A 20876-nucleotide genomic window follows, 5' to 3' on the forward strand; every position below is an offset into this window, starting at 1 on the left:
TGTAGCTCCGCATTATAGCATATCGACTGTCTTTAACAGACGGTTAAGCACAGGCAGCGGCGGCGCACCAAACGATAACAAGGTATCGTGGAAGCGTTGTAACGAAAAAGTTTCTTTCCATCGTTGCCGCATCCGCTCACCCAGTCGTTCGATAGTCAGTCGGCCCAACGTATAGCAGATCACCGCCGGATCGAGCGCCGATCGCCGCGCTTCCCGTTGTGCCAGCAGCGGATCAAGACCGGCTTCATCGCGAAATCGTTCGGTGGCGGTAGCAAGATCGATTGCGCCGGTATGCAGCTCAACCCCTACAACCAGCCGGCATGCGCGTAATAGTGCTTCGCCGGCAACTGCTGCCAGCAGGTGTGGATTGCGTTCACCGAATTCGGCAGCGAGCGCAATCTGCTCACTGTAGTGCGCCCATCCTTCCAGGTGGCAACTGCTCCAGAAGTGACGGGCTAATCGCCCCGGCGCGTGGGCGATATAGGTCAGATGAAGGTAGTGTCCGGGGTAGGCTTCGTGGAAGGCAGCGATAGTCAAGGCTGTCCGTCCAAATCCGCGTAACCAGGCTGCCTGCTCACCGGTTGGCCAGGTCGGATCGGGCAGGCTCACCGCTATTTCTGCTCGACCGGTTCGACCGGGCGGAATCAGGCTCAAAGTCGCCCAGCGCGCAAATGGTGGCGCGACCGTAGCCAGCGGTAATTCGGCATCGATCAGACTCACCAAGGCATGGCGGGCGACAAGGTTGCGCGCATGCGCAATTGCTGCGCGTAATTCATCAAGGATCTGTTCTGACGGTGGATGATCGGCTGCCAGCGCGCGGAGGAGGTGACGATAATCACGGTTTGGCGCCAGCGCAGTGAGGAGGTCTTGTTGCCGGCGAATCTCGGCTTCACCCAATGCGCGCAGCCGTTCCGGCGCGAGGTTGATCTGCTCGGCGAAACGTAACCAGCCGATGAAGTGTTCGCGACCGAGACCAACTTCGTCAACTGCGGCAGGCAGATGTTCGACCTGCAAAAAGTGACTGAATGCCGCGAGACTGGTCAACGCTGCGCGCGCGGCAGATCGGAGTTCGCGCGTGGGCAGGTGTTCGTGGCTGAGGGTTGTTGCATTAAGCTGTAATGCGATCAGGGCTTCTTCAATGTCCAGCCGGCTCAATGGTCGGCGTAAATTGGCGCGAGCCGTTTCCAACAGGCCGGGAATAGCGCGTAACTCGGCCAGCACTGCCTCCTGTTCAACAGCGTCAGTACTCCGCGCGCGGCGTGGATCGAGAAATACCAGTCCGACGTAATAACGAGGATCGTGTCGTTGTGGCTGCCATTGGCCTAGTTGCCAGATTGCCCATTCAAGCTGCCAGCGCAACAATTCACAGTCGAGTTGCTCGTCGATTGTCTGGGGCGTGATATGGTGTAATGCTGCAGCAAGTGCCCGATAACGCGCCAGGCGCGCAATCAGCGCCGCCGGGCTGTGTTCGCCAATTGATGCTGGCGGTGGCAATCCCAGGGCAGCCGCTTGCGCCGGATGCGCTGCGGTATATTCGGCCAGAAAATCGTCAATCAGATCGGCCAGCGTTGTCGCAGAGCGAGGCGCTACCACGTATAATAGACCTCTAGCAGCACTTATTCACCGCAATTGATTTCCAGTTTACGCACACATGAGGATACCATGCAGATCACCATCCGACCAGTCGCTACGTATGCCGAATATCAGGCATGCTATCAGCTTCAGCAATTGGTATGGGGCGCGGAGTTTGCAGTGCCGGTCAACTTGCTTGTGACCGCGCAACGTAATGGCGGCCTCGTGCTCGGCGCGTTTGACGGTGACGAACTGGTTGGCTTCGTCTTCGGGTTTCTGGCCCGTACTTCTGATGGACGGTTGAAACATGCCTCGCATATGGCGGCAGTGCGACCTGATTTGCGCGATGCGCGTATTGGTGAGCGGCTGAAGCGGGCGCAACGCGAATTTGCGCTGGCGCAAGACCTTGAATTGATGACCTGGACGTATGACCCCTTGTTGGCCCGCAATGCGCATCTCAATCTGCGCAAGCTAGGTGCGATCTGTCGCACTTATATGCGAAATGTGTACGGCCCAGAACCGGAGCTGCGCGATGGTAAGTTACCGACCGATCGCTTTCAGGTCGAGTGGTGGCTGGTGCAATCACCGGTGGCTCGTCCACCAGCCGATCAGGTGACCGAGGCTCCGCTTATCAATCCGGCGCTCGACGTGCCGCCGGTGATCCCCGCCGAACCGGTCGCGCGCCTGCGTATTCCGCTTGATTTTGAGGCTATGCAGCAACAGGATCCTGCCACTGCCAAGGAATGGCGTTACCATTTCCGCGCCTGTGCCGAAGCGGCGTTTGCTGCTGGCTACGTTGCGGTCGATTTTGCCCGGGTTGATCGATTCTACGGATATTATACGCTGGTGCGTCATACATCGTAGTCGGGATGCTGTTCGATTGGTCACCAGATACGTCGGTAACGAGATTGTAAGTGGTGTTCAAACAGGATCCGGTGATCTGTATCTGAAATGCCAGACCATGCGGGGTATAGCTGCCATTACCCGGCAAACCTGCGCTAGAGAGCGCAGGTCTAACCTTGTCGTTCTGGCAATAGCCGTGTAATCGGTACCGCATGCAACCAGTTTGACACATCCTGATTGGCAACGTACAATCGTAGGGGTGATGCTTTCGTCTCCCCAAGATGTAGCTCGCATCGCCTGTGACGTTCAATCTCATCCGTGTTAACCCCAACCGGGCGAGTAGCGCAATGGACGAGATTGAGTGTGTCAACATTTCAAGATCAAAGACCAGCCATTGTTGTGTTGAGGAGGCTCCATGACCGTCAAGGCGCCACGCTCTCGCCGCGCAGCGGCAGTCGCTCCCGATCTGGCAGCAGTTGGTGAGGGGCGGCGGCGGGTTATTATCGAGGCGGTTGAACCGATTATTGATGGCGGGCGGTATCCGGTCAAGCGGATTGTCGGCGATCCACTCATTGTTCGCTGCGATCTGTTTGCCGATGGTCACGACGAAATAGCCGCAGTGGTGCGACATCGTCCGGTAGGGGCGCGACAATGGCACGAAGCGCCGTTGCGTCCACTCGTCAACGATCGGTGGGAAGGGCAGTTTACCCTCAACAGTATTGGTCGCCACGAGTTTCAGATCGTGGCCTGGATCGATCGCTTTGCCACCTGGGTTCATCAGCTCGAGAAGCGGCTGGCTGCCGGGCAAGACGTGCGGGTTGATTTACAGATCGGCGCGGCGCTGGTCGGTGAAGCGGCGCGCAATGCCAGTGGCGCGGATGCGGCGGTGTTGCACGTGGCTGAGGCCGCTTTGATCGCCGGCGATGTTGATACGGCCTTCGCCAGCGAAATTTACACGCTGATGGTAGCTCATTTGCCACGCCGTTTTGCGACCGAATCTGAGATCTACCCGGTGACGGTCGAGCGTGAGCGAGCGCGCTTTTCGGCATGGTACGAACTCTTTCCCCGTTCGACCGCCGATGAGCCGGGACGCCACGGCACTTTCCGTGATGTGATAAAGCGGTTGCCATATGTGGCCGAACTGGGATTTGATATTCTCTACCTGCCGCCGATCCATCCTATCGGCTATACATTCCGCAAAGGGAAAAACAACAGTCTGACTGCCGGCCCGAATGATCCTGGTAGCCCCTGGGCCATTGGCAATGCCGATGGCGGCCACATGAGCATTCATCCCGAACTGGGCACGCTCGACGATTTTCGCGCGCTGGTTGCCGAAGCGCGGAACTATGGGATCGAGGTTGCGCTTGATATTGCGTTCCAATGCTCGCCCGATCATCCGTATGTGCGCGAGCATCCGCAATGGTTTCGTGCGCGTCCAGATGGGACGATCCAGTATGCCGAAAATCCGCCGAAGAAGTATCAGGATATCTATCCATTCGACTTTGAGTCGGAGGATTGGCAGGGGTTATGGCGTGAATTGCGCCAGATCTTCTTGTTCTGGATTGAGCAGGGAGTGCGTGTATTTCGGGTCGATAATCCCCATACCAAGAGCTTTCGGTTTTGGGATTGGTGCCTTAATTCGCTGAAAGCGACGTATCCTGATCTGATCTTTCTCTCTGAAGCTTTTACTCGGCCAAAGGTGATGTATCATCTGGCCAAGATCGGCTTCACTCAGAGCTACACCTACTACACGTGGCGCACGACAAAGCATGAGCTGACGCAATATCTGCGCGAGCTAACCACGCCGCCGGTGAGTGATCTCTTTATTCCTAACTTCTGGCCCAATACACCAGACATTCTTACTCCGCAGTTTTACGGCGGGCAGCGTTCGGTCTTTATTACGCGAGCCGCTATGGCAGCGACGCTGACGGCAAGCTGGGGAATGTACGGGCCGGCTTACGAGTTGATGGAACATACGCCGGTGCCGGGGCGAGAAGAATATATCGACAACGAGAAATACGAGATTCGGTGCTGGAACCTCGACGCGCCGCATAGTCTGCGCAACTTTATTGCCCAACTTAACCGCATCCGGCGCGCGCATCCAGCGCTGCATCGCAACGATACTCTGCGTTTCCATCGGGTTGATATCGATTTCCGCGAGCACGAGTGGTTGCTGGCCTATAGCAAAACTTCGCTTGATGGGCAGGATATTATCCTGGTGGTGGTGAATCTCGATCCCGATCGGTCACATAGCGGTTGGGTTCAGGTGCCGGTAGCAGATTGGCAACTCAATGGTGTCTACCAGGCCCATGATCTGTTGACCGATGCCCGCTATACCTGGTCGGGAGAGTTTAATTATGTCGAACTTCACCCGCAGGCGCCGGTTCACATCTTTTGCATTCGTCGCCTGCGGCGTGACGAGCGCGGATTTGAGTATTTCGCGTAATGATTGCGCAAAGAGGCTGTGGAGCAAAAGGGGCGGTGTTGCCGGGATCGCAGTATCTGGCAGCCACTCAGTCTTGCCGACAACGTCGCCTCTGGTGATCGACTGAAACGAACGATGAGGAAGCGCCATGATCCGTACCCGCCCGGCCAAGTCGCCGACGATTCTGGCCGATGATCCGCTCTGGTACAAAGATGCGGTCATCTACGAGCTGCACGTGCGAGCCTTCTGTGATAGCAATGGTGACGGGATAGGGGATTTTCCCGGTTTGACCAGCAAGCTTGATTATTTGCAGGATCTGGGAGTAACGGCGATCTGGCTGCTTCCCTTCTATCCCTCGCCGCTGCGGGATGATGGCTACGACATTGCTGACTACACCAACATTCACCCGAACTACGGCACACTGACCGATTTCAAAGTCTTCATTCGGGAAGCGCATCGGCGCGGCTTGCGCGTGATCACCGAGCTGGTTTGTAATCATACATCCGATCAGCATCCATGGTTTCAGCGTGCCCGGCGCGCCAAACCTGGCTCATCAGCGCGCAATTTTTACGTCTGGTCGGATACGCCTGACCGCTATAAAGATGCTCGCATCATCTTCAAAGATTTTGAGACCAGTAACTGGACGTGGGATCCGGTGGCGCAAGCCTATTACTGGCATCGTTTCTACAGCCATCAGCCTGATCTCAACTTTGAGAATCCTGCCGTGCAGCGGGCAGTGTTCAAGGCAATGGAATTCTGGCTTGACCTTGGTGTTGATGGCATGCGATTAGACGCCATTCCGTATCTCTACGAAGCTGAGGGTACCAATTGCGAGAATCTGCCCGAAACCCATGCTTTTCTCAAACGCTTGCGCCGGCATATGGATGAGAAGTATCATGGTCGGATGTTTCTTGCCGAGGCCAATCAGTGGCCGGAAGACGCCGTAGCCTACTTTGGTGATGGTGACGAATGTCACATGGCCTTCCACTTTCCGGTGATGCCGCGCCTCTTCATGTCGGTGCATCTGGAAGATCGCTATCCGATCATCGATATTATGCGCCAAACCCCTCCCATTCCCGATAACTGTCAGTGGGCGATCTTTTTACGCAATCATGACGAGCTGACGCTCGAGATGGTGACCGATGAAGAGCGGGATTATATGTACCGGGTGTACGCTCGCGATCCGCAAGCCCGCATCAACCTTGGCATTCGCCGTCGCCTCGCGCCCTTGCTCGGTAATCACCGACGCAAGATCGAGCTGATGAACGGCCTGCTCTTTTCGTTGCCGGGCACGCCGGTCATCTATTATGGCGACGAGATCGGCATGGGTGACAATATCTATCTCGGCGACCGCAATGGCGTGCGCACACCGATGCAGTGGAGCGGTGACCGCAACGCCGGTTTTTCGCGGGCTAATCCGCAGCAGCTCTATCTACCGGTGATTACCGATCCCGAATACCACTACGAGACGGTGAACGTTGAGACGCAGAGCGCCAATCAGCATTCGCTGCTTTGGTGGACGAAGCGCCTGATTGCCTTGCGCAAGCGCTATACAGCATTTGGTCGTGGCACGCTCGAGTTTCTCTACCCTGAAAACCGTAAGGTGCTCTGTTTCTTGCGCAAGACCGAAGATCAGATTCTGCTCGCCGTCTTCAATCTCTCGCGGTTTGTGCAGGGTGTTGAATTAGATCTCTCTCCTTACCGCGGTCTGATGCCGGTTGAGTTGTTTGGTCAGGTTGAGTTTCCGCCCATCGGTGATCATCCCTATTTCCTGACTCTGGGGCCACACAGTTTCTACTGGTTTACGCTGGTGCCACAGCGGGTGGAAGGGGTGCGTGTATTGTTGCCGCAACCCGGCGCTGAACTCGAGGAGATTCCGGTTGATGCCATCGAGTGGGATGCCATCTTTTACGATGGACGCCAGGCTCGCCTCGAACGAGTGTTGCCCGAATATCTACGCTACCGACGCTGGTTTGGCGCCAAGACGCGCAAGATCAAGCAGGTCACAATCGGCGATTTTGCCCGTCTCGATTACGGGGGTGGGCCGGCATACCTGACGCTGCTCAATGTGCAGTATGTCGAAGGCAGTCCAGAAACGTATCTGCTCCCAATGGCGTATGCTGAGGGTGAACGGGCCGATCAGATTCTGGCCGATCAGCGTCATGTAGTCATTGCCCGTCTGCGGGTCGGTCGCCGGCCTGAAGCGGGCATTCTCTACGATCCGATCGGAGAACGTCGATTTGCATCGGTCTTGCTCGAAATGATTATCGGTCGCCGGCGGCTGCGTGGTGAAGCTGGCGGCGAATTGCTCGGCGGCACCACGCGCGCTTTGCGCCGGCTACTCGGCGGTAGCGATGGACTTGAGCCGAGTTTGATGCGCGGCGAACAGAGCAACTCGTCAATCAATTTCGGCAGTCGATTGATTATGAAGCTGTTCCGCAAGATCGATGCGGGCCGCAACCCCGATCTCGAGTTGGGACGGTACTTGACGGAAGAGGTTGGTTTTCCCCATACTCCGCCGGTAGCCGGGTATCTGGAATACGCTCGGGGCAAGGAAGAGCCGTTGACGCTGGCAATTGTGCAGGGGTATGTTCAGAATGAGGGTGATGCGTTCGATTATGCGCTGGATGTGGCGCGCCGGTATTACGATACGGTGTTGACGCGGGTTGACCTGACTCCGCCGCAGGCGAATGGTAGCATTCGCGAGCTATTGGATGCTGTTGATCAGCCGCCGCTGGCGCTGGCCGAAGAGTTGATCGGTGGCTACCTTGAAGCGGCGCGTTTGCTTGGCCAGCGCACTGCTGAGATGCATCAAGCCCTGGCGAAGGGTAGTGGGCCGGCGCTGGCGCCAGAACCCTTCTCGACGCTGTATCAGCGCTCGATTTACCAGAGCATTCGCAGCCTGATCGGGCAGACCATGCAGGATTTACGGAAGTTGTTGCCTTCGCTGCCTGCGACAGTGCGTCCGCTCGCGGAAAGGGTAGCTCAGAGCGAGACGACATTGCTGGATCGGCTACGCCGTATTACCGGCGATAAAATTGAGACGGTGCGCATCCGCATTCACGGCGACTACCACCTTGAGCAGGTGCTCTTCACCGGCAAAGACTACATGATCATTGACTTCGAGGGCGAACCGTTACGCCCGATCAGCGAACGACGGATCAAACGTTCACCGTTGCGCGATGTGGCCGGCATGTTACGCTCATATCAGTATGCGGCCTATGCTGCGCTCTTTACTCGTGATAATACCGCCAGCAGTTCCGATGAATTCGAACGTCTCCGGCAGTGGGCCGACTTTTGGAACTTCTGGGTCAGTGTTTCATTCCTGCACGGCTATCTGAACACGGCGCGCAATGAACCATTTGTGCCGGTCAATCGCGCCGATCTCGAGTCGTTGCTCGAAACATTTTTCATCGAGAAGGCGGTATATGAGCTAAACTACGAGATGAATAATCGTCCCGACTGGTTGCCGATACCGATCAATGGTATTTTGCGCCAGCTCGATTCGGAAGCGGGCAAATGATCGAGGTCAGACAGGCATGCTCGCTGACATGGCCGCCGTGCTTAGGGCCAGTTGTGATCGACATCGCTGTGGCGCGTGGTTGCCGCAGCCGCCTATTTAGAGGAAATCGCTATGAGTGATACCGACAAACCACGCCGTACCCGGCGCAAGAAGGAGACCGCGGTCGAAGAGCCGACTGCGCCGATGATTACACCTGCTACCGAGACGCCAACGGCGGTGACAGAGGAGCCTTCAGCCGCAACCAAAGCGATGATGACCAGCATCTTGAGCGAAGATGATATTTATCTCTTCAATCAGGGCACCCACTATCGCCTATACGACAAATTTGGCGCGCAACCGGTGACGATTGAAGGAGTTCCCGGTACCTATTTTGCCGTCTGGGCGCCAAATGCTGAATATGTGGCTGTGATCGGCGACTGGAATAACTGGGATGCCGGCGCCAACCCGTTGCGTCAGCGCGGTTTTTCCGGGGTGTGGGAGGGTTTCATCCCCCACGTCGGCAAGGGTATGCGCTACAAGTTTCATATCGCCTCGCGCTACTACGGCTATCGTGAAGATAAGACCGATCCCTTCGGCAGCTACTTTGAAGTCGCACCGCAAACGGCAGCCATTGTGTGGGATCGCGAATATACCTGGTCAGATCAGCAGTGGATGGCCGAGCGGGGGCAGCGTCATCGGGTTGATGCGCCAATCTCAATTTATGAAGTTCATCTCGGTTCGTGGCGACGCAAGCCGGAGGAAGATAACCGGCCCCTGAATTATCGCGAGCTGGCTCACGAGCTGGTTGAGCATGTGAAAGAGTGCGGCTTCACCCACGTTGAGCTACTGCCGGTGACCGAACACCCCTTCTATGGTTCTTGGGGCTATCAATCAACCGGTATGTTTGCGCCGACCAGCCGTTACGGCACGCCGCAAGATTTCATGTACTTCGTTGATTATCTGCATCAGCACAACATCGGCGTCATTCTCGATTGGGTGCCGAGCCACTTCCCGACCGACGGTCATGGGCTGGCATATTTCGATGGCACACATCTCTATGAACATGCTGATCCGCGCAAGGGCTACCATCCCGATTGGGGAAGCTACATCTACAATTACGGTCGCAATGAAGTGCGCAGTTTCCTAATCAGCTCGGCGCTCTGCTGGCTCGACAAGTTCCATATCGATGGGCTGCGCGTTGATGCGGTGGCGAGCATGCTCTACCTCGACTACTCGCGCCGGCCCGGTGAGTGGATCCCCAATCAGTATGGCGGTAACGAGAATCTGGAGGCGATTAGCTTCTTGCGCGAGTTGAATACGCAGATCTATAAGTACTATCCCGATGTGCAGACTATCGCTGAAGAGAGCACGGCCTGGCCAATGGTCTCGCGTCCGGTTTACGTCGGCGGGTTGGGGTTCGGTTTCAAGTGGGATATGGGCTGGATGCACGATACGTTGCAATATTTCCGCCGCGATCCCATCTATCGCCGCTTCCATCACAACGAGCTAACCTTTCGCGGTCTATACATGTTCACCGAGAACTACGTGTTACCGCTTTCCCACGATGAAGTGGTACACGGTAAAGGTTCATTGCTCGACAAGATGGCCGGTGATGTCTGGCAGAAGTTTGCCAATCTGCGCCTGCTTTACAGTTACATGTTCGCGCAACCCGGCAAGAAGTTGCTCTTCATGGGAGGCGAGTTTGGTCAGTGGCGTGAATGGTCGCACGATACCAGTCTCGACTGGCATTTGCTCATGTTCCCATCGCATCAGGGAGTAATGCGTTTGATCGGCGATCTTAATCGACTGTATCGTGACGAACCGGCCTTGCACGACTCCGATTGCGACCCGCGCGGGTTTGAGTGGGTAGATGCAAATGATGCCGATGCAAGCGTGTATAGCTTCCTGCGCAAGAGCCGGAATGGTGAGACGATTTTGGTGGTGCTGAATGCCACGCCGGTCGTGCGGGAGGATTACCGGATCGGTGTGCCGGCGGGCGGGTGGTGGCGCGAGTTGCTCAACAGCGACTCGGAATACTATTGGGGGAGCGGACAAGGCAATGCTGGTGGGGTGATGGCCGAAGAGATGCCATTGCATGGCCGTCCGTTCTCATTGCGGTTGCGATTGCCACCACTGGGTGCATTGTACTTCAAGCATAGCGGATAGGGAGGAGCCCAGGGGAACCGGCTCGCTGTCTTGCCCTCCCTACCAACCTGAAAAGCTTATGTTCAATCTTCCTCGACCTGGCGCAGTGTATCGCACAGATGGAATGACAGAGTTTACCCTGTGGGCGCCGGCAGCAATGACAGTCGAGTTAATTGTGCTCGATCCGACGCCGCATGCGGTAGCAATGAAGCCGATTGGTTACGGTTGCTGGCACGCGGTGACTACTGCCCCTCCCGGCGCTCGCTATCGTTATCGGCTTGACGGCACTCGCGAACGACCCGATCCGGCGTCGCGTTGTCAGCCTGCCGGTGTTCACGGCCCGTCAGCCGTCATCGATCATCGCTTTGACTGGAGTGATGCATCCTGGCGTGGAATACCTCTTTCTGATCTGGTGATTTACGAGCTGCACGTTGGCACATTCACCCCGCAAGGCACTTTCGAAGCGATCATCCCCTATCTGCCCATGCTCTGTGAGCTGGGCATTACCGCTATCGAATTGATGCCGGTAGCGCATTTTCCTGGCACGCGCAACTGGGGTTACGATGGAGTCTACCTCTATGCGCCACATTCTGCTTATGGCGGTGTGAATGGGTTGAAGCGCCTGGTTGATGCAGCCCATGCCCACGGTCTGGCGGTATTGCTCGATGTCGTCTACAACCATTTCGGCCCCGAAGGAAACTATCTGTGGGAGATCGCGCCGCCAGCGTTTACCGATCGCTATCGGACGCCTTGGGGCGCAGCGATCAATTACGATGGTCCTGAGAGCGACCTGGTGCGCTGGCTAATCATCGAAAATGCCCTCGAATGGTTGCGCGAATATCACATCGACGGACTGCGTCTCGATGCCACCCAAGCGATTTTTGACGCGTCGCCGTACCATGTCCTGGAAGAACTGGCCGACCGGGTGCGAGAGCAGGCAGTGCGTTTGGGCCGACCCGCTTACCTCTTCGCCGAGCATCCGCTCAATGACCCGCGCTTTGCCCGTGTGAAAGCATTGGGTGGATACGGCCTAAGCGGGATCTGGTCGGATGACTTTCACCACGCGCTGCACTCGTTGCTGACCGGTGAGCGCAATGGGTATTACGAAGGGTTTGGCAGCATCGAACAGATGGCGACGGCGATTGAGCGAAGTTTTGTCTTCGCCGGGGAGTATTCGCCCCACGCCCGCCGCCGGTTTGGCCGCGATCCGGCTGATCTGGCGGTTGAGCAGTTTGTTGTCTTCGCCCAAAATCACGATCAGGTTGGCAACCGCGCAGTTGGTGATCGGCTGGGTGCCACGCTGATCGAGGCTCAATTGCGCCTGGCCGCCGCAACCGTGCTACTCAGTCCGTATACACCGTTGATCTTTATGGGTGAAGAGTACAATGAGCCGGCGCCGTTTCAGTACTTTACCGATCACAGCGATCCGGCATTGATTACCGGTGTGCGCGAGGGGCGAAAGCGCGAATTTGCTTACTTCCTCCAACCCGGTCAAGAGGTGCCCGACCCGCAAGACCCGGCGACTTTCCAGCGCTCGAAGCTCAATCACTCGTTGCGCGCGGTGGGGCGGCACGCGGCGCATCAGGCTTTCTACCAGGATTTGTTACGGCTACGGCGCGAATTGCCCGGGTTGCGACAACGACCGCGCACACGGGTGCAGGGGAAAACGATCATTGTCGAATGGCCGGCAATTCGGTTAGTGCTCAACTTTGGCGCCGATCCGGCTCAGGTTACGCTACCTGAGAAGCCATGGCAGATACAACTGGATAGCGCTGATCCGCCAATGGCGATGGTGCGCGGCGCCAGTCTGACGTGTGGCGGACATAGTGCCGTGCTACTGACGGTAGACCAGCCAGGTTAACATCATGCGGCGCGAGATAACGATGCACGCTCTGGCGATGACCTATGCGTCGCTTGCGACCGGCTTGAACTGTAATTGGAGTTGTCATTATGGCCGAGCGGCTGATCTGTATTCACGGCCACTTTTACCAACCGCCGCGCGAAAATCCGTGGCTGGAGGCAGTTGAACAACAAGACTCGGCTTATCCATATCACGACTGGAATGAACGCATCACTGCCGAATGTTACGAAGCGAATGCTGCCTCGCGCATCCTCGACAGCAAGAATCAGATTGTCCGCATTGTCAATAACTATAGTCGGATCAGCTTTAACTTTGGCCCCACCCTGTTGACCTGGCTGGCTGCTCATGCGCCACAGGTCTATCAGGCCATTCTCACCGCCGATCAGGAGAGCCAGCGCTATTTTGGCGCCGGTTCGGCGATGGCGCAGTGTTACAACCATATCATTATGCCGCTGGCGGCGCGACGCGACAAAGAGACGCAGGTGATCTGGGGTATCCAGGATTTCGTCCATCGCTTCGGTCGCAAACCTGAAGGAATGTGGCTACCCGAAACGGCGGTCGATCTCGAAACGCTCGACATAATGGCTGAGCACGGAATTCTCTTCACTGTTCTTGCGCCAACTCAGGCCAGCCACACGCGCAAGATCGGTGAAATGATCTGGCATGATGTAAGTGGTGGTCGGATTGATCCAACTCAGCCGTATCTGGTGAAATTACCGGGTGGGAGATCGATCACTGTTTTCTTTTACGATGGCCCGGTCTCGCGAGCGGTAGCGTTTGAACGTCTCTTGAGTAGTGGCATCGGTTTTGCCAACCGCCTGGCCAGCATTTTTAACGATCAGCGTCCCTGGCCACAACTGGCCCATATTGCGACCGATGGCGAAACCTACGGTCATCATCATCGTTACGGCGATATGGCACTGGCGTATGCTTTGCACTACATCGAAGAGACCGGCCTGGCCCGATTGACGAACTATGCAGCATATTTGCAGCGATACCGTCCAACTCACGAAGTGCAGATTATCGAGCGCACCTCGTGGAGCTGCGCGCACGGAGTCGGGCGCTGGTCAATGGACTGTGGCTGCAACACCGGCGGTAACCCCGGCTGGAACCAGACCTGGCGGGCACCCTTGCGCGCGGCGCTTGACTGGCTGCGCGATACGATTGCCCCACGCTTTGAAGGGTATGCCCGCCGTTTACTGGTTGATCCATGGGCGGCGCGCAACGACTACATCAGTGTGATCCTTGATCGCTCACCGGAAAACGTTGCTGCGTTCATCGGGCGGCATGGTCGCAGCCGCCTCGATGATGGTCAACGCATCGCGGTGCTGAAGCTCATGGAGTTGCAGCGCCATCTGATGCTGATGTATACCTCGTGCGGCTGGTTTTTTGACGATCTGGGTGGAATCGAGACCATCCAGGTGATGATGTATGCCGGACGAGCCATTCAACTGGCGCATGATCTGTTTGGTGACGATTTTGAGAGTGAATTCCTCGACCGGCTTGCGCAGGCGCGCAGCAATGTACCGATTCGGGGTAATGGGCGTGATCTATATGAGCGCCACGTTCGTCCGGCGATGGTTGATCTGCGCAAGGTTGGCGCGCATTACGCCATGACCTCGCTCTTCAACGGCGTCGGCGAGCGTGAGCAGATCTATGCCTACACGGTTGATCGAGAGGATTATCATCTGTTGCTGGCCGGTAAAGCGCGGCTAGCGTTGGGGCGAATTCGGATTCAGTCGAACATCACCGGCGAATCAACCCGGCTGAGTTTCGGAGTGCTGCATCTCGGTGATCACAATATTTCCGGTGGTGTTCGTGAATATCAAGGTGAGCAACCGTATCAAAAATTGATCGACGAGCTGAGTGAACTCTTCCTGCGCGCCGATATTCCCGGTGTTATTCGCATGGTTGACCGCAACTTCGGTCAGGAGCAGTATTCGCTCAAACTCCTCTTTGGTGATGAGCAACGCCAGATCCTCAACCGTATTCTTACCTCCAGTCTTGCCGATGCTGAAGCGGCGTACCGTCAGATCTATGAGAATCATGCTCCACTGATGCGGTTCCTGGCTAGTATGGGTATGCCGGTTCCGCGCGAGTTTCAGATCGCTGCTGAATTTGCCATCAATACCGAATTGCGTCGCCTGTTCGAACACGAGCCGCTCGATTTCGACCGGATCAACAGTCTCTTGCGCGAAGCGCAGCGTTCAGGGGTAACGCTCGATGCTGACGGGCTGAGTTATGCGTTGAGCGGCACCATTCGGCGCATTAGCCAAACTTTTCATCTCACGCCGGAGGATCGCGCGCTGCTAACCCAGCTTGATGCAGCAGTGGGTTTAGCGCGCAATCTGCCGTTTGAAGTTGATGTCTGGCACGCCCAAAACGTCTACTACGAGTTGTTGCAGACGGTTTATCCGCAGATGAAAGCCGAAGCCGATGCGGGATTCGCCGACGCCTATGCCTGGATGCGGCTCTTCCGCGCGCTCGGCGCGAAATTGCGCTTTCGTCTGCCAGCAGGAGAGCCATGATTGACCCTGAACCTCGCATTCCTCGCGCAACCTATCGGTTGCAATTAAATGCCGACCTGACCTTCACCGATGTAGCCACCCTGGTTCCCTACTTCGCCGATCTCGGGATCAGCGATCTCTACTTCTCGCCGATCCTGACCCCTCGCGCCGGTAGCCGGCATGGTTACGATATTACCGATCATTCTCAACTCAATCCCGAATTGGGCGGAGAAGCAGCCTTTGCCCGCCTGGCCGAGGTATTGCGCGCGCATCGACTCGGCCTGATCCTCGATGTGGTGCCCAACCACATGGGGATCGGCGATCTGCGCAATACCTGGTGGCGCGATGTGCTCGAAAATGGGCCAAGCTCAATCTATGCCCCCTACTTCGATATTGACTGGGATCCGGTTCCGCCCGAATTGCAAGGTAAAGTGTTATTGCCGGTGCTGGGTGATCAGTACGGTGTCATTCTCGAACGAGGTGAGTTGCGCCTGTACTATGATGACGATGGCGGTTTTAGCATTGGTTATTGGGATCATCGCTTCCCGCTCAATCCACGCAGTTATGCCGACATTCTTGCGCACCGCCTCGATGATCTGTTGACCGAACTCGGCTCTGATCACCCTGATGCCATTGAGTTGCAGAGCATCATTACTGCTATCGGCTACCTGCCGTCGCGCCAGGAGACCGCTCCTGAACGGGTGATCGAGCGCAACCGGGAGAAAGAGGTAATTAAACGCCGGATTGCAGCGCTGGTGGCGGCCAGTGCGCCGGTGCGTCGCATGATCGAGCATGCGTTGGCTGATTACAACGGTGATCCCGCTGACCCGAAAAGTTTTGATCTGATGGATGCGTTGATCGCGCGCCAATCATATCGGTTGGCTTTTTGGCGCGTAGCGACCGAAGAGATTAACTACCGCCGCTTCTTCGATATCAATGAACTCGCGGCCATTCGGGTTGAGCTTCCCGAAGTTTTGCAGGCGACTCACGATCTGATCTTGCGCTTGCTGGCCGAGGGTATTGCCACTGGCGTGCGGATCGATCATCCAGATGGTTTGTGGCATCCGGTGGCTTATTTCCGCCAGCTCCAGGAGAGTTATCTCCGCTATGCCGCAGCAGTTCGATTTGGCGGTAGTGTTCCGCCCGATCTCGATGCGCAAATCCGGCAACGGTTAGCGCTGGGCGAACGTGGCGAGCAGATGTGGCCGCTCTACGTGGTAGCTGAAAAGATCCTCAGTCACGGCGAGTCACTGCCTGCCGATTGGGCTGTGGCCGGCACAACCGGCTACGATTTTCTCAACCAGATTGGTGGCGTCTTGATCGACCGCAGCAGCCAGCGCGCGCTCAACCGTCTCTACAGCCAGTTTGCCGGGCCGCAGCCAACCTTCGCCAATCTGGTCAACAGCAAAAAGAAAGAGATTATGCTGGTCTCACTGGCCAGTGAGGTCAACACGCTGAGCCATCTCCTCGACCGGCTGGCAGAACGCACGCGCCGCTACCGTGACTTTACGCTCAACAGTCTCACATTCGCCATTCGCGAAGTCATTGCCGGGATGCCGGTCTACCGTACCTACATTGGTCCCGATGGGATTGTCAGCGAACGTGATGAGCAGGCGATCCGCTACGCCACGCGCGAGGCGAAACGGCGCAATCCGCGCACAGCAGCCCAAATCTTTGACTTTCTCGAAGATACGCTGCTCTTGCGCAATCTCGATCACTTTGCCCCTGAGGTGCGCGATGATGTGGTGCGATTTGTGATGAAGTTTCAACAGTTGAGCGGCCCGGTGATGGCGAAAGGCGTAGAAGATACGGCATTCTACGTCTATAACCGCCTGGTAGCCCTTAATGAGGTGGGTGGACATCCTGAACTCTTTGGTTGCGACGTGGCCGAGCTGCATCAGGCGGCGCAAGAGCGTAAACAGCGCTGGCCGCACAGCATGGTCACGACTTCGACCCACGACACCAAGCGTAGTGAGGATGTGCGGGCTCGGATCAGCGTGTTGAGCGAGCTACCCGACGAATGGCGCAAGCATGTTTTGCGTTGGAGTCGGCTCAATGCGGCTAAACGTAGCCGGATCGAGAGTGGCATGGCGCCGAGTCGTAACGATGAGTATTTGCTGTATCAGACGCTGATTGGAACATGGGAAGGAATGGAGCATCTGCCGGATTTCACTGCGCGAATCGCCGCTTACATGGAAAAGGCAACCCGTGAAGCGAAAGTCAATACGAGCTGGATTAATCCGAATGCTGAGTATGATGCTGCCATTCAGCGGTTTGTGACCGGTATCCTCGATCCGCGCCGCTCGCGCCGGTTTCTCGAAAGTCTGGATGCATTTGCCAATCGGGTCGCCTTTTTTGGTCGTTTCAACAGCCTGACCCAAACGCTGGTGCGCCTGACCACCCCCGGCGTTCCCGATCTCTATCAGGGCTGCGAGTTATGGGATTTTAGTCTGGTTGATCCAGACAACCGGCGGCCAGTCGATTTTCAGCGCCGGATCGCATTGCTGTCTGAACTACGCGCCCAACGCGCGGCGCGTGGCGCAGCAGTTCTGGCCGAAGAGTTGCTGGAGACTGCTGCCGATGGTCGGATCAAGCTCTACATCATCGCTATGGCGCTTGAATTGCGCCGAAACCGGCCTAACCTCTTCTGCTCCGGCGCGTATATACCTTTGTCTGCTGCTGGTCTGGCTGCCAATCACGTGATCGCCTTTGCCCGCCGTCACGCCGATGGTGGTGAAGCGATAACGGTGACGCCAAGGTTGACTGCGCGACTCAGCGGTGGCAGACAACAGCCGCCGATCGGTGAGCTTTGGGGTGAAACATGGCTGCCGATCCCAGAGGCGACGCCAGGGGTGTGCTACCGCAATCTCTTCACCGATGAAAGCCTGACTGTCACGAACCATGCAAATGGCCCAGGTCTGGCGCTGGCCGAGATGTTGCGTCGCTGGCCGGTGGCGTTGTTAGTGCGAGAATAGCAACCATTGCGCCGTATGGACGGCAAGACGCTCTGTAACACGCGCCTCATCGGGTTTGGTCTGACGCCGCGATAGAGATAAGGTGTCCGTTTGTTGTTAGTCGGTGAGAGTGGCGACTGCTGGGTGTGAAACGGGCGCGCATTCCTCAACCTGCAACCCAATTTTCGGCTATACTATTCATGGTTACCCGATCTCACGATCGCCGTCGATGGGGACGGAACGTAAGCGCTGTGATCGCGTTTCTGCGTTGTCGCGCCCCGCTACGGCGAACCGTGGCGGGGCATGGGTATTGGCGCATCTACACAAGAGGGAGGTATGACTGATGACCGTCTCGATCAATGAAATTAGCGCCAGTCCGGGATTTGGACATGACCTGCCAGCGCACACCCTGCGTGACATGCTGCGGTACATGATGTTAGCGCGCGCGCTCGATGAGCGGATGTGGGTGTTGAACCGGGCCGGGAAAGCGCCGTTTGTGATCAGTTGCCAGGGGCATGAAGCGGCGCAGGTCGGGGCAGCCTTTGCGCTGAGTCGCGGCAAAGATTTTATTTTGCCGTACTACCGCGGTCTGGCAATGGTATTGGTTATGGGTATGACCCCAACCGAGGTCATGCTCGGTCTCTTTGCTCGCGCGACCGATCCCAGTTCAGGTGGACGGCAGATGCCGGCTCATTATGGCTGTCGGCGGTTGAAGATTGTCACCCAGTCGTCGCCCGTTGGCACACAGATTGCCCACGCGGCGGGGATCGGGCTGGCCGAAAAGATTAAAGGCGGCGATGCGGTAGCGTGGGTATCGTTTGGCGAGGGAACCACCAGCCAGGGCGATTTTCACGAAGCCCTCAATCTGGCAGCCGTGCATCGGCTGCCGGTCATTTTTCAGTGCGAGAACAACGAATATGCTATCAGTGTTCATCAGCGCCAACAGATGGCCGTAGCCAGCGTAGCCGACCGCGGCGTAGCTTACGGCATTCCCGGCATCAGTGTTGATGGCACCGATGTACTGGCTGTCTATGAAGTCACCCGTCGCGCTGTCGAGCGCGCCCGGCGAGGCGACGGCCCAACCCTGATCGAAGCGCGGGTAGTGCGCATGACTGCTCATTCCAGTGACGACAACGACCGCACCTATCGACCGCCGCACGAGATTACGCTGGTGCGCCACCAGGATCCGATTGTGCGTTTTGTTGCTCAGTTGCGCGAGCACGGCATTCTCAGTGAAGCCGAAGAGCAAGCAATGCGCGCCGAGGTGGCGGCAATTGTTGACCAGGCTACCGAAGAGGCTGAACGCGCGCCAATGCCAGAACCGGAAACGCTCTACGACCATGTCTACGCGCCACCGCGTCCGCGGCGTTAAGACAAGATGCAAAGGTATGCAGAGACTATGCCAGGCTGCCTGTATGCCGTTGGGTGAGCTTGTCTGGCCTTTGTGGTCGATGTGCCGGTAGATTTCCGGTTACCGCAACCGGGCCGTTCTATGTCATCAACCTCCAGGGAGGAAACAATGCCTGAGATGAATCTCCTCGAAGCAATCCGGCAAGGTCTCGACGAGATGATGGCTGCCGATTCGCGCGTGTTTATTTTTGGTGAAGATGTTGGTAAGCGCGGTGGGGTCTTTCGCGTCACTGAGGGTCTGTACGACAAGTATGGGCCGATGCGAGTGATCGATTCGCCCCTGGCCGAGAGTGTGATAGTGGGTGCCTGCATCGGCGCAGCGATGAACGATACGCTGCCCGTTGCTGAGATTCAATTCGCCGATTTCATTGCTCCGGCATTCAATCAAATTGTGCAAGAGGCGGCTCGCATCCATTACCGTTCTAACGGTGATTGGGAAGTGCCACTGGTGATTCGCGCGCCCTATGGTGGTGGTATTCACGGCGCGCTCTACCATAGCCAGAGCGTCGAAGCCTTTTTCGCTCATGTTCCCGGTTTGAAGGTCGTCACGCCATCAACCCCTTACGATGCCAAGGGTTTGCTGAAGAGCGCGATCGAAGACCCCAATCCGGTACTCTTTCTCGAACACAAAAAGACCTATCGCCTGATCAAGGGCTTTGTGCCAGAAGAGGATTACCGGGTCCCGATTGGGCCGGCTGACATCAAGCGCCCCGGCGAAGACCTTTCGGTCTTTGCTTATGGCCTGATGCTGCACTACTGCCTTGAAGCGGCGCAAACCCTGGCTGCCGAAGGAGTAAGTGTTGAGGTCATCGATCTGCGCACACTGCGCCCACTCGACACCGACACGATCCTGGCGAGTGTCCGCCGCACCGGTAAAGCGCTAATCGTCCACGAAGACAACCTGTTTGGCGGGTTTGGCGGCGAAGTGGCGGCGCTAATCGCCGAGCACGCTTTTGAGTATCTCGATGGGCCGGTGATGCGAATCGGTGGGCCTGATGTTCCGGCAATGCCGTTTGCCCATTCACTGGAAGCTGCGTTTATGCCGTCGCCAGCTTCGATTGCTGTCGCGATGCGGCGGTTGGCGGCATATTGAGGGCTGATAGGGGTGAATTCCATGATCGACATCAAAATGCCCCAACTTGGCGAGAGTGTGACTGAAGGCACAGTGGGTCGCTGGTTGAAACAGCCAGGCGATCCGGTAGCAAAGTACGAGCCGTTGCTGGAAGTCGTAACTGATAAGGTCGATACCGAGGTGCCGGCCCCTGAAGCCGGTATCCTCCACGAAATTCTGGTGCCTGAAGGCGAAACGGTGCGCGTGGGCACGGTGATTGCCCGGCTGACTCCAGCCGGTTCAACCGTTGCAGCGCCGGCTCCGGCGGCCAGTCCGGTAGCGGCGACCGTAACCGCGTCGGCAGCGGCTACGGTCACGGCGGTTGTGTCTGCGCCGCCGCCTGCTGATGGCCGCAACACCTACCTCTCGCCAGTAGTTGCTCGTCTGCTCGCCGAACACAATCTCGATCCGGCCCAGATCCGTGGCAGCGGCCAGGGTGGACGGATCACGAAACAAGATGTGCTCCGCTTTCTCGCCGAACGGGAGCGCCAGCCTTCAACCCCGGTGCCGGCAGCCGCGCCAGCGCCCACCCCGGCAGTTGCGCCG

11 protein-coding genes are annotated in these 20876 nt (G+C 57.1%); 10 read left to right on the plus strand and 1 reads right to left on the minus strand.

Annotated features, from left to right (window positions below; genetic code table 11):
* Nucleotides 1-12 precede the first annotated feature (12 nt).
* Entirely contained in the window at nt 13-1593 is a 1581-nt protein-coding gene (locus tag Q0650_RS00980; RefSeq protein ID WP_298814889.1) for a DUF885 family protein, read from the minus strand.
* 69 nt (nt 1594-1662) lie between these two features.
* Between Q0650_RS00980 and Q0650_RS00985 the strand changes: the two genes are divergently transcribed.
* The 10 genes from Q0650_RS00985 to Q0650_RS01030 form a co-directional block, all read left to right on the plus strand.
* On the plus strand, nt 1663-2436 hold the full coding sequence (locus Q0650_RS00985) for a hypothetical protein (RefSeq protein ID WP_298814891.1): 774 nt from the start codon (nt 1663-1665) through the stop codon (nt 2434-2436).
* A 394-nt stretch (nt 2437-2830) separates the two neighbouring features.
* A complete protein-coding gene (locus Q0650_RS00990; RefSeq protein WP_298814892.1) occupies nt 2831-4861 on the plus strand; it encodes an alpha-1,4-glucan--maltose-1-phosphate maltosyltransferase in 2031 nt (676 codons plus the stop codon).
* 127 nt (nt 4862-4988) lie between these two features.
* A complete protein-coding gene (gene treS / locus Q0650_RS00995) occupies nt 4989-8363 on the plus strand; it encodes a maltose alpha-D-glucosyltransferase (RefSeq protein ID WP_298814895.1) in 3375 nt (1124 codons plus the stop codon).
* A gap of 111 nt (nt 8364-8474) precedes the next feature.
* A complete protein-coding gene (gene glgB, locus Q0650_RS01000; protein WP_298814897.1) occupies nt 8475-10508 on the plus strand; it encodes a 1,4-alpha-glucan branching protein GlgB in 2034 nt (677 codons plus the stop codon).
* 58 nt (nt 10509-10566) lie between these two features.
* Complete coding sequence (treZ, locus tag Q0650_RS01005) at nt 10567-12348, plus strand: malto-oligosyltrehalose trehalohydrolase (RefSeq protein ID WP_298814900.1); 1782 nt, start codon at nt 10567-10569, stop codon at nt 12346-12348.
* An 89-nt stretch (nt 12349-12437) separates the two neighbouring features.
* The gene (locus Q0650_RS01010; RefSeq protein ID WP_298814903.1) at nt 12438-14876 is read left to right on the plus strand and encodes a DUF3536 domain-containing protein; all 2439 of its coding nucleotides are present in this window, start codon (nt 12438-12440) and stop codon (nt 14874-14876) included.
* Nucleotides 14873-17830 (plus strand): malto-oligosyltrehalose synthase, encoded by a 2958-nt coding sequence (locus Q0650_RS01015; protein WP_298814906.1) that lies wholly within the window; start codon nt 14873-14875, stop codon nt 17828-17830. The genes Q0650_RS01010 and Q0650_RS01015 overlap by 4 nt, the downstream gene beginning before the upstream one ends.
* Before the next feature lie 322 nt (nt 17831-18152).
* Entirely contained in the window at nt 18153-19181 is a 1029-nt protein-coding gene (locus Q0650_RS01020; protein WP_298814909.1) for a thiamine pyrophosphate-dependent dehydrogenase E1 component subunit alpha, read from the plus strand.
* Between the two features lie 147 nt (nt 19182-19328).
* A complete protein-coding gene (locus Q0650_RS01025; RefSeq protein ID WP_298814912.1) occupies nt 19329-20312 on the plus strand; it encodes an alpha-ketoacid dehydrogenase subunit beta in 984 nt (327 codons plus the stop codon).
* Between the two features lie 21 nt (nt 20313-20333).
* Nucleotides 20334-20876: biotin/lipoyl-containing protein (locus Q0650_RS01030; RefSeq protein ID WP_298814915.1), on the plus strand; the 543-nt coding region annotated here is incomplete at its 3' end.

The sequence above is a fragment of the uncultured Chloroflexus sp. genome, assembly GCF_937129525.1.
GTDB lineage: Bacteria > Chloroflexota > Chloroflexia > Chloroflexales > Chloroflexaceae > Chloroflexus.

Coding starts and splice junctions, on each gene's coding strand:
- glgB (WP_298814897.1), top strand. CDS start 8,475: ATGAGTGATACCGACAAACCACGCCGTACCCGGCGCAAGAAGGAGACC.
- Q0650_RS00985 (WP_298814891.1), top strand. CDS start 1,663: ATGCAGATCACCATCCGACCAGTCGCTACGTATGCCGAATATCAGGCA.
- treZ (WP_298814900.1), top strand. CDS start 10,567: ATGTTCAATCTTCCTCGACCTGGCGCAGTGTATCGCACAGATGGAATG.
- Q0650_RS01020 (WP_298814909.1), top strand. CDS start 18,153: ATGACCGTCTCGATCAATGAAATTAGCGCCAGTCCGGGATTTGGACAT.
- Q0650_RS00990 (WP_298814892.1), top strand. CDS start 2,831: ATGACCGTCAAGGCGCCACGCTCTCGCCGCGCAGCGGCAGTCGCTCCC.
- Q0650_RS01010 (WP_298814903.1), top strand. CDS start 12,438: ATGGCCGAGCGGCTGATCTGTATTCACGGCCACTTTTACCAACCGCCG.
- Q0650_RS01025 (WP_298814912.1), top strand. CDS start 19,329: ATGCCTGAGATGAATCTCCTCGAAGCAATCCGGCAAGGTCTCGACGAG.
- treS (WP_298814895.1), top strand. CDS start 4,989: ATGATCCGTACCCGCCCGGCCAAGTCGCCGACGATTCTGGCCGATGAT.
- Q0650_RS01015 (WP_298814906.1), top strand. CDS start 14,873: ATGATTGACCCTGAACCTCGCATTCCTCGCGCAACCTATCGGTTGCAA.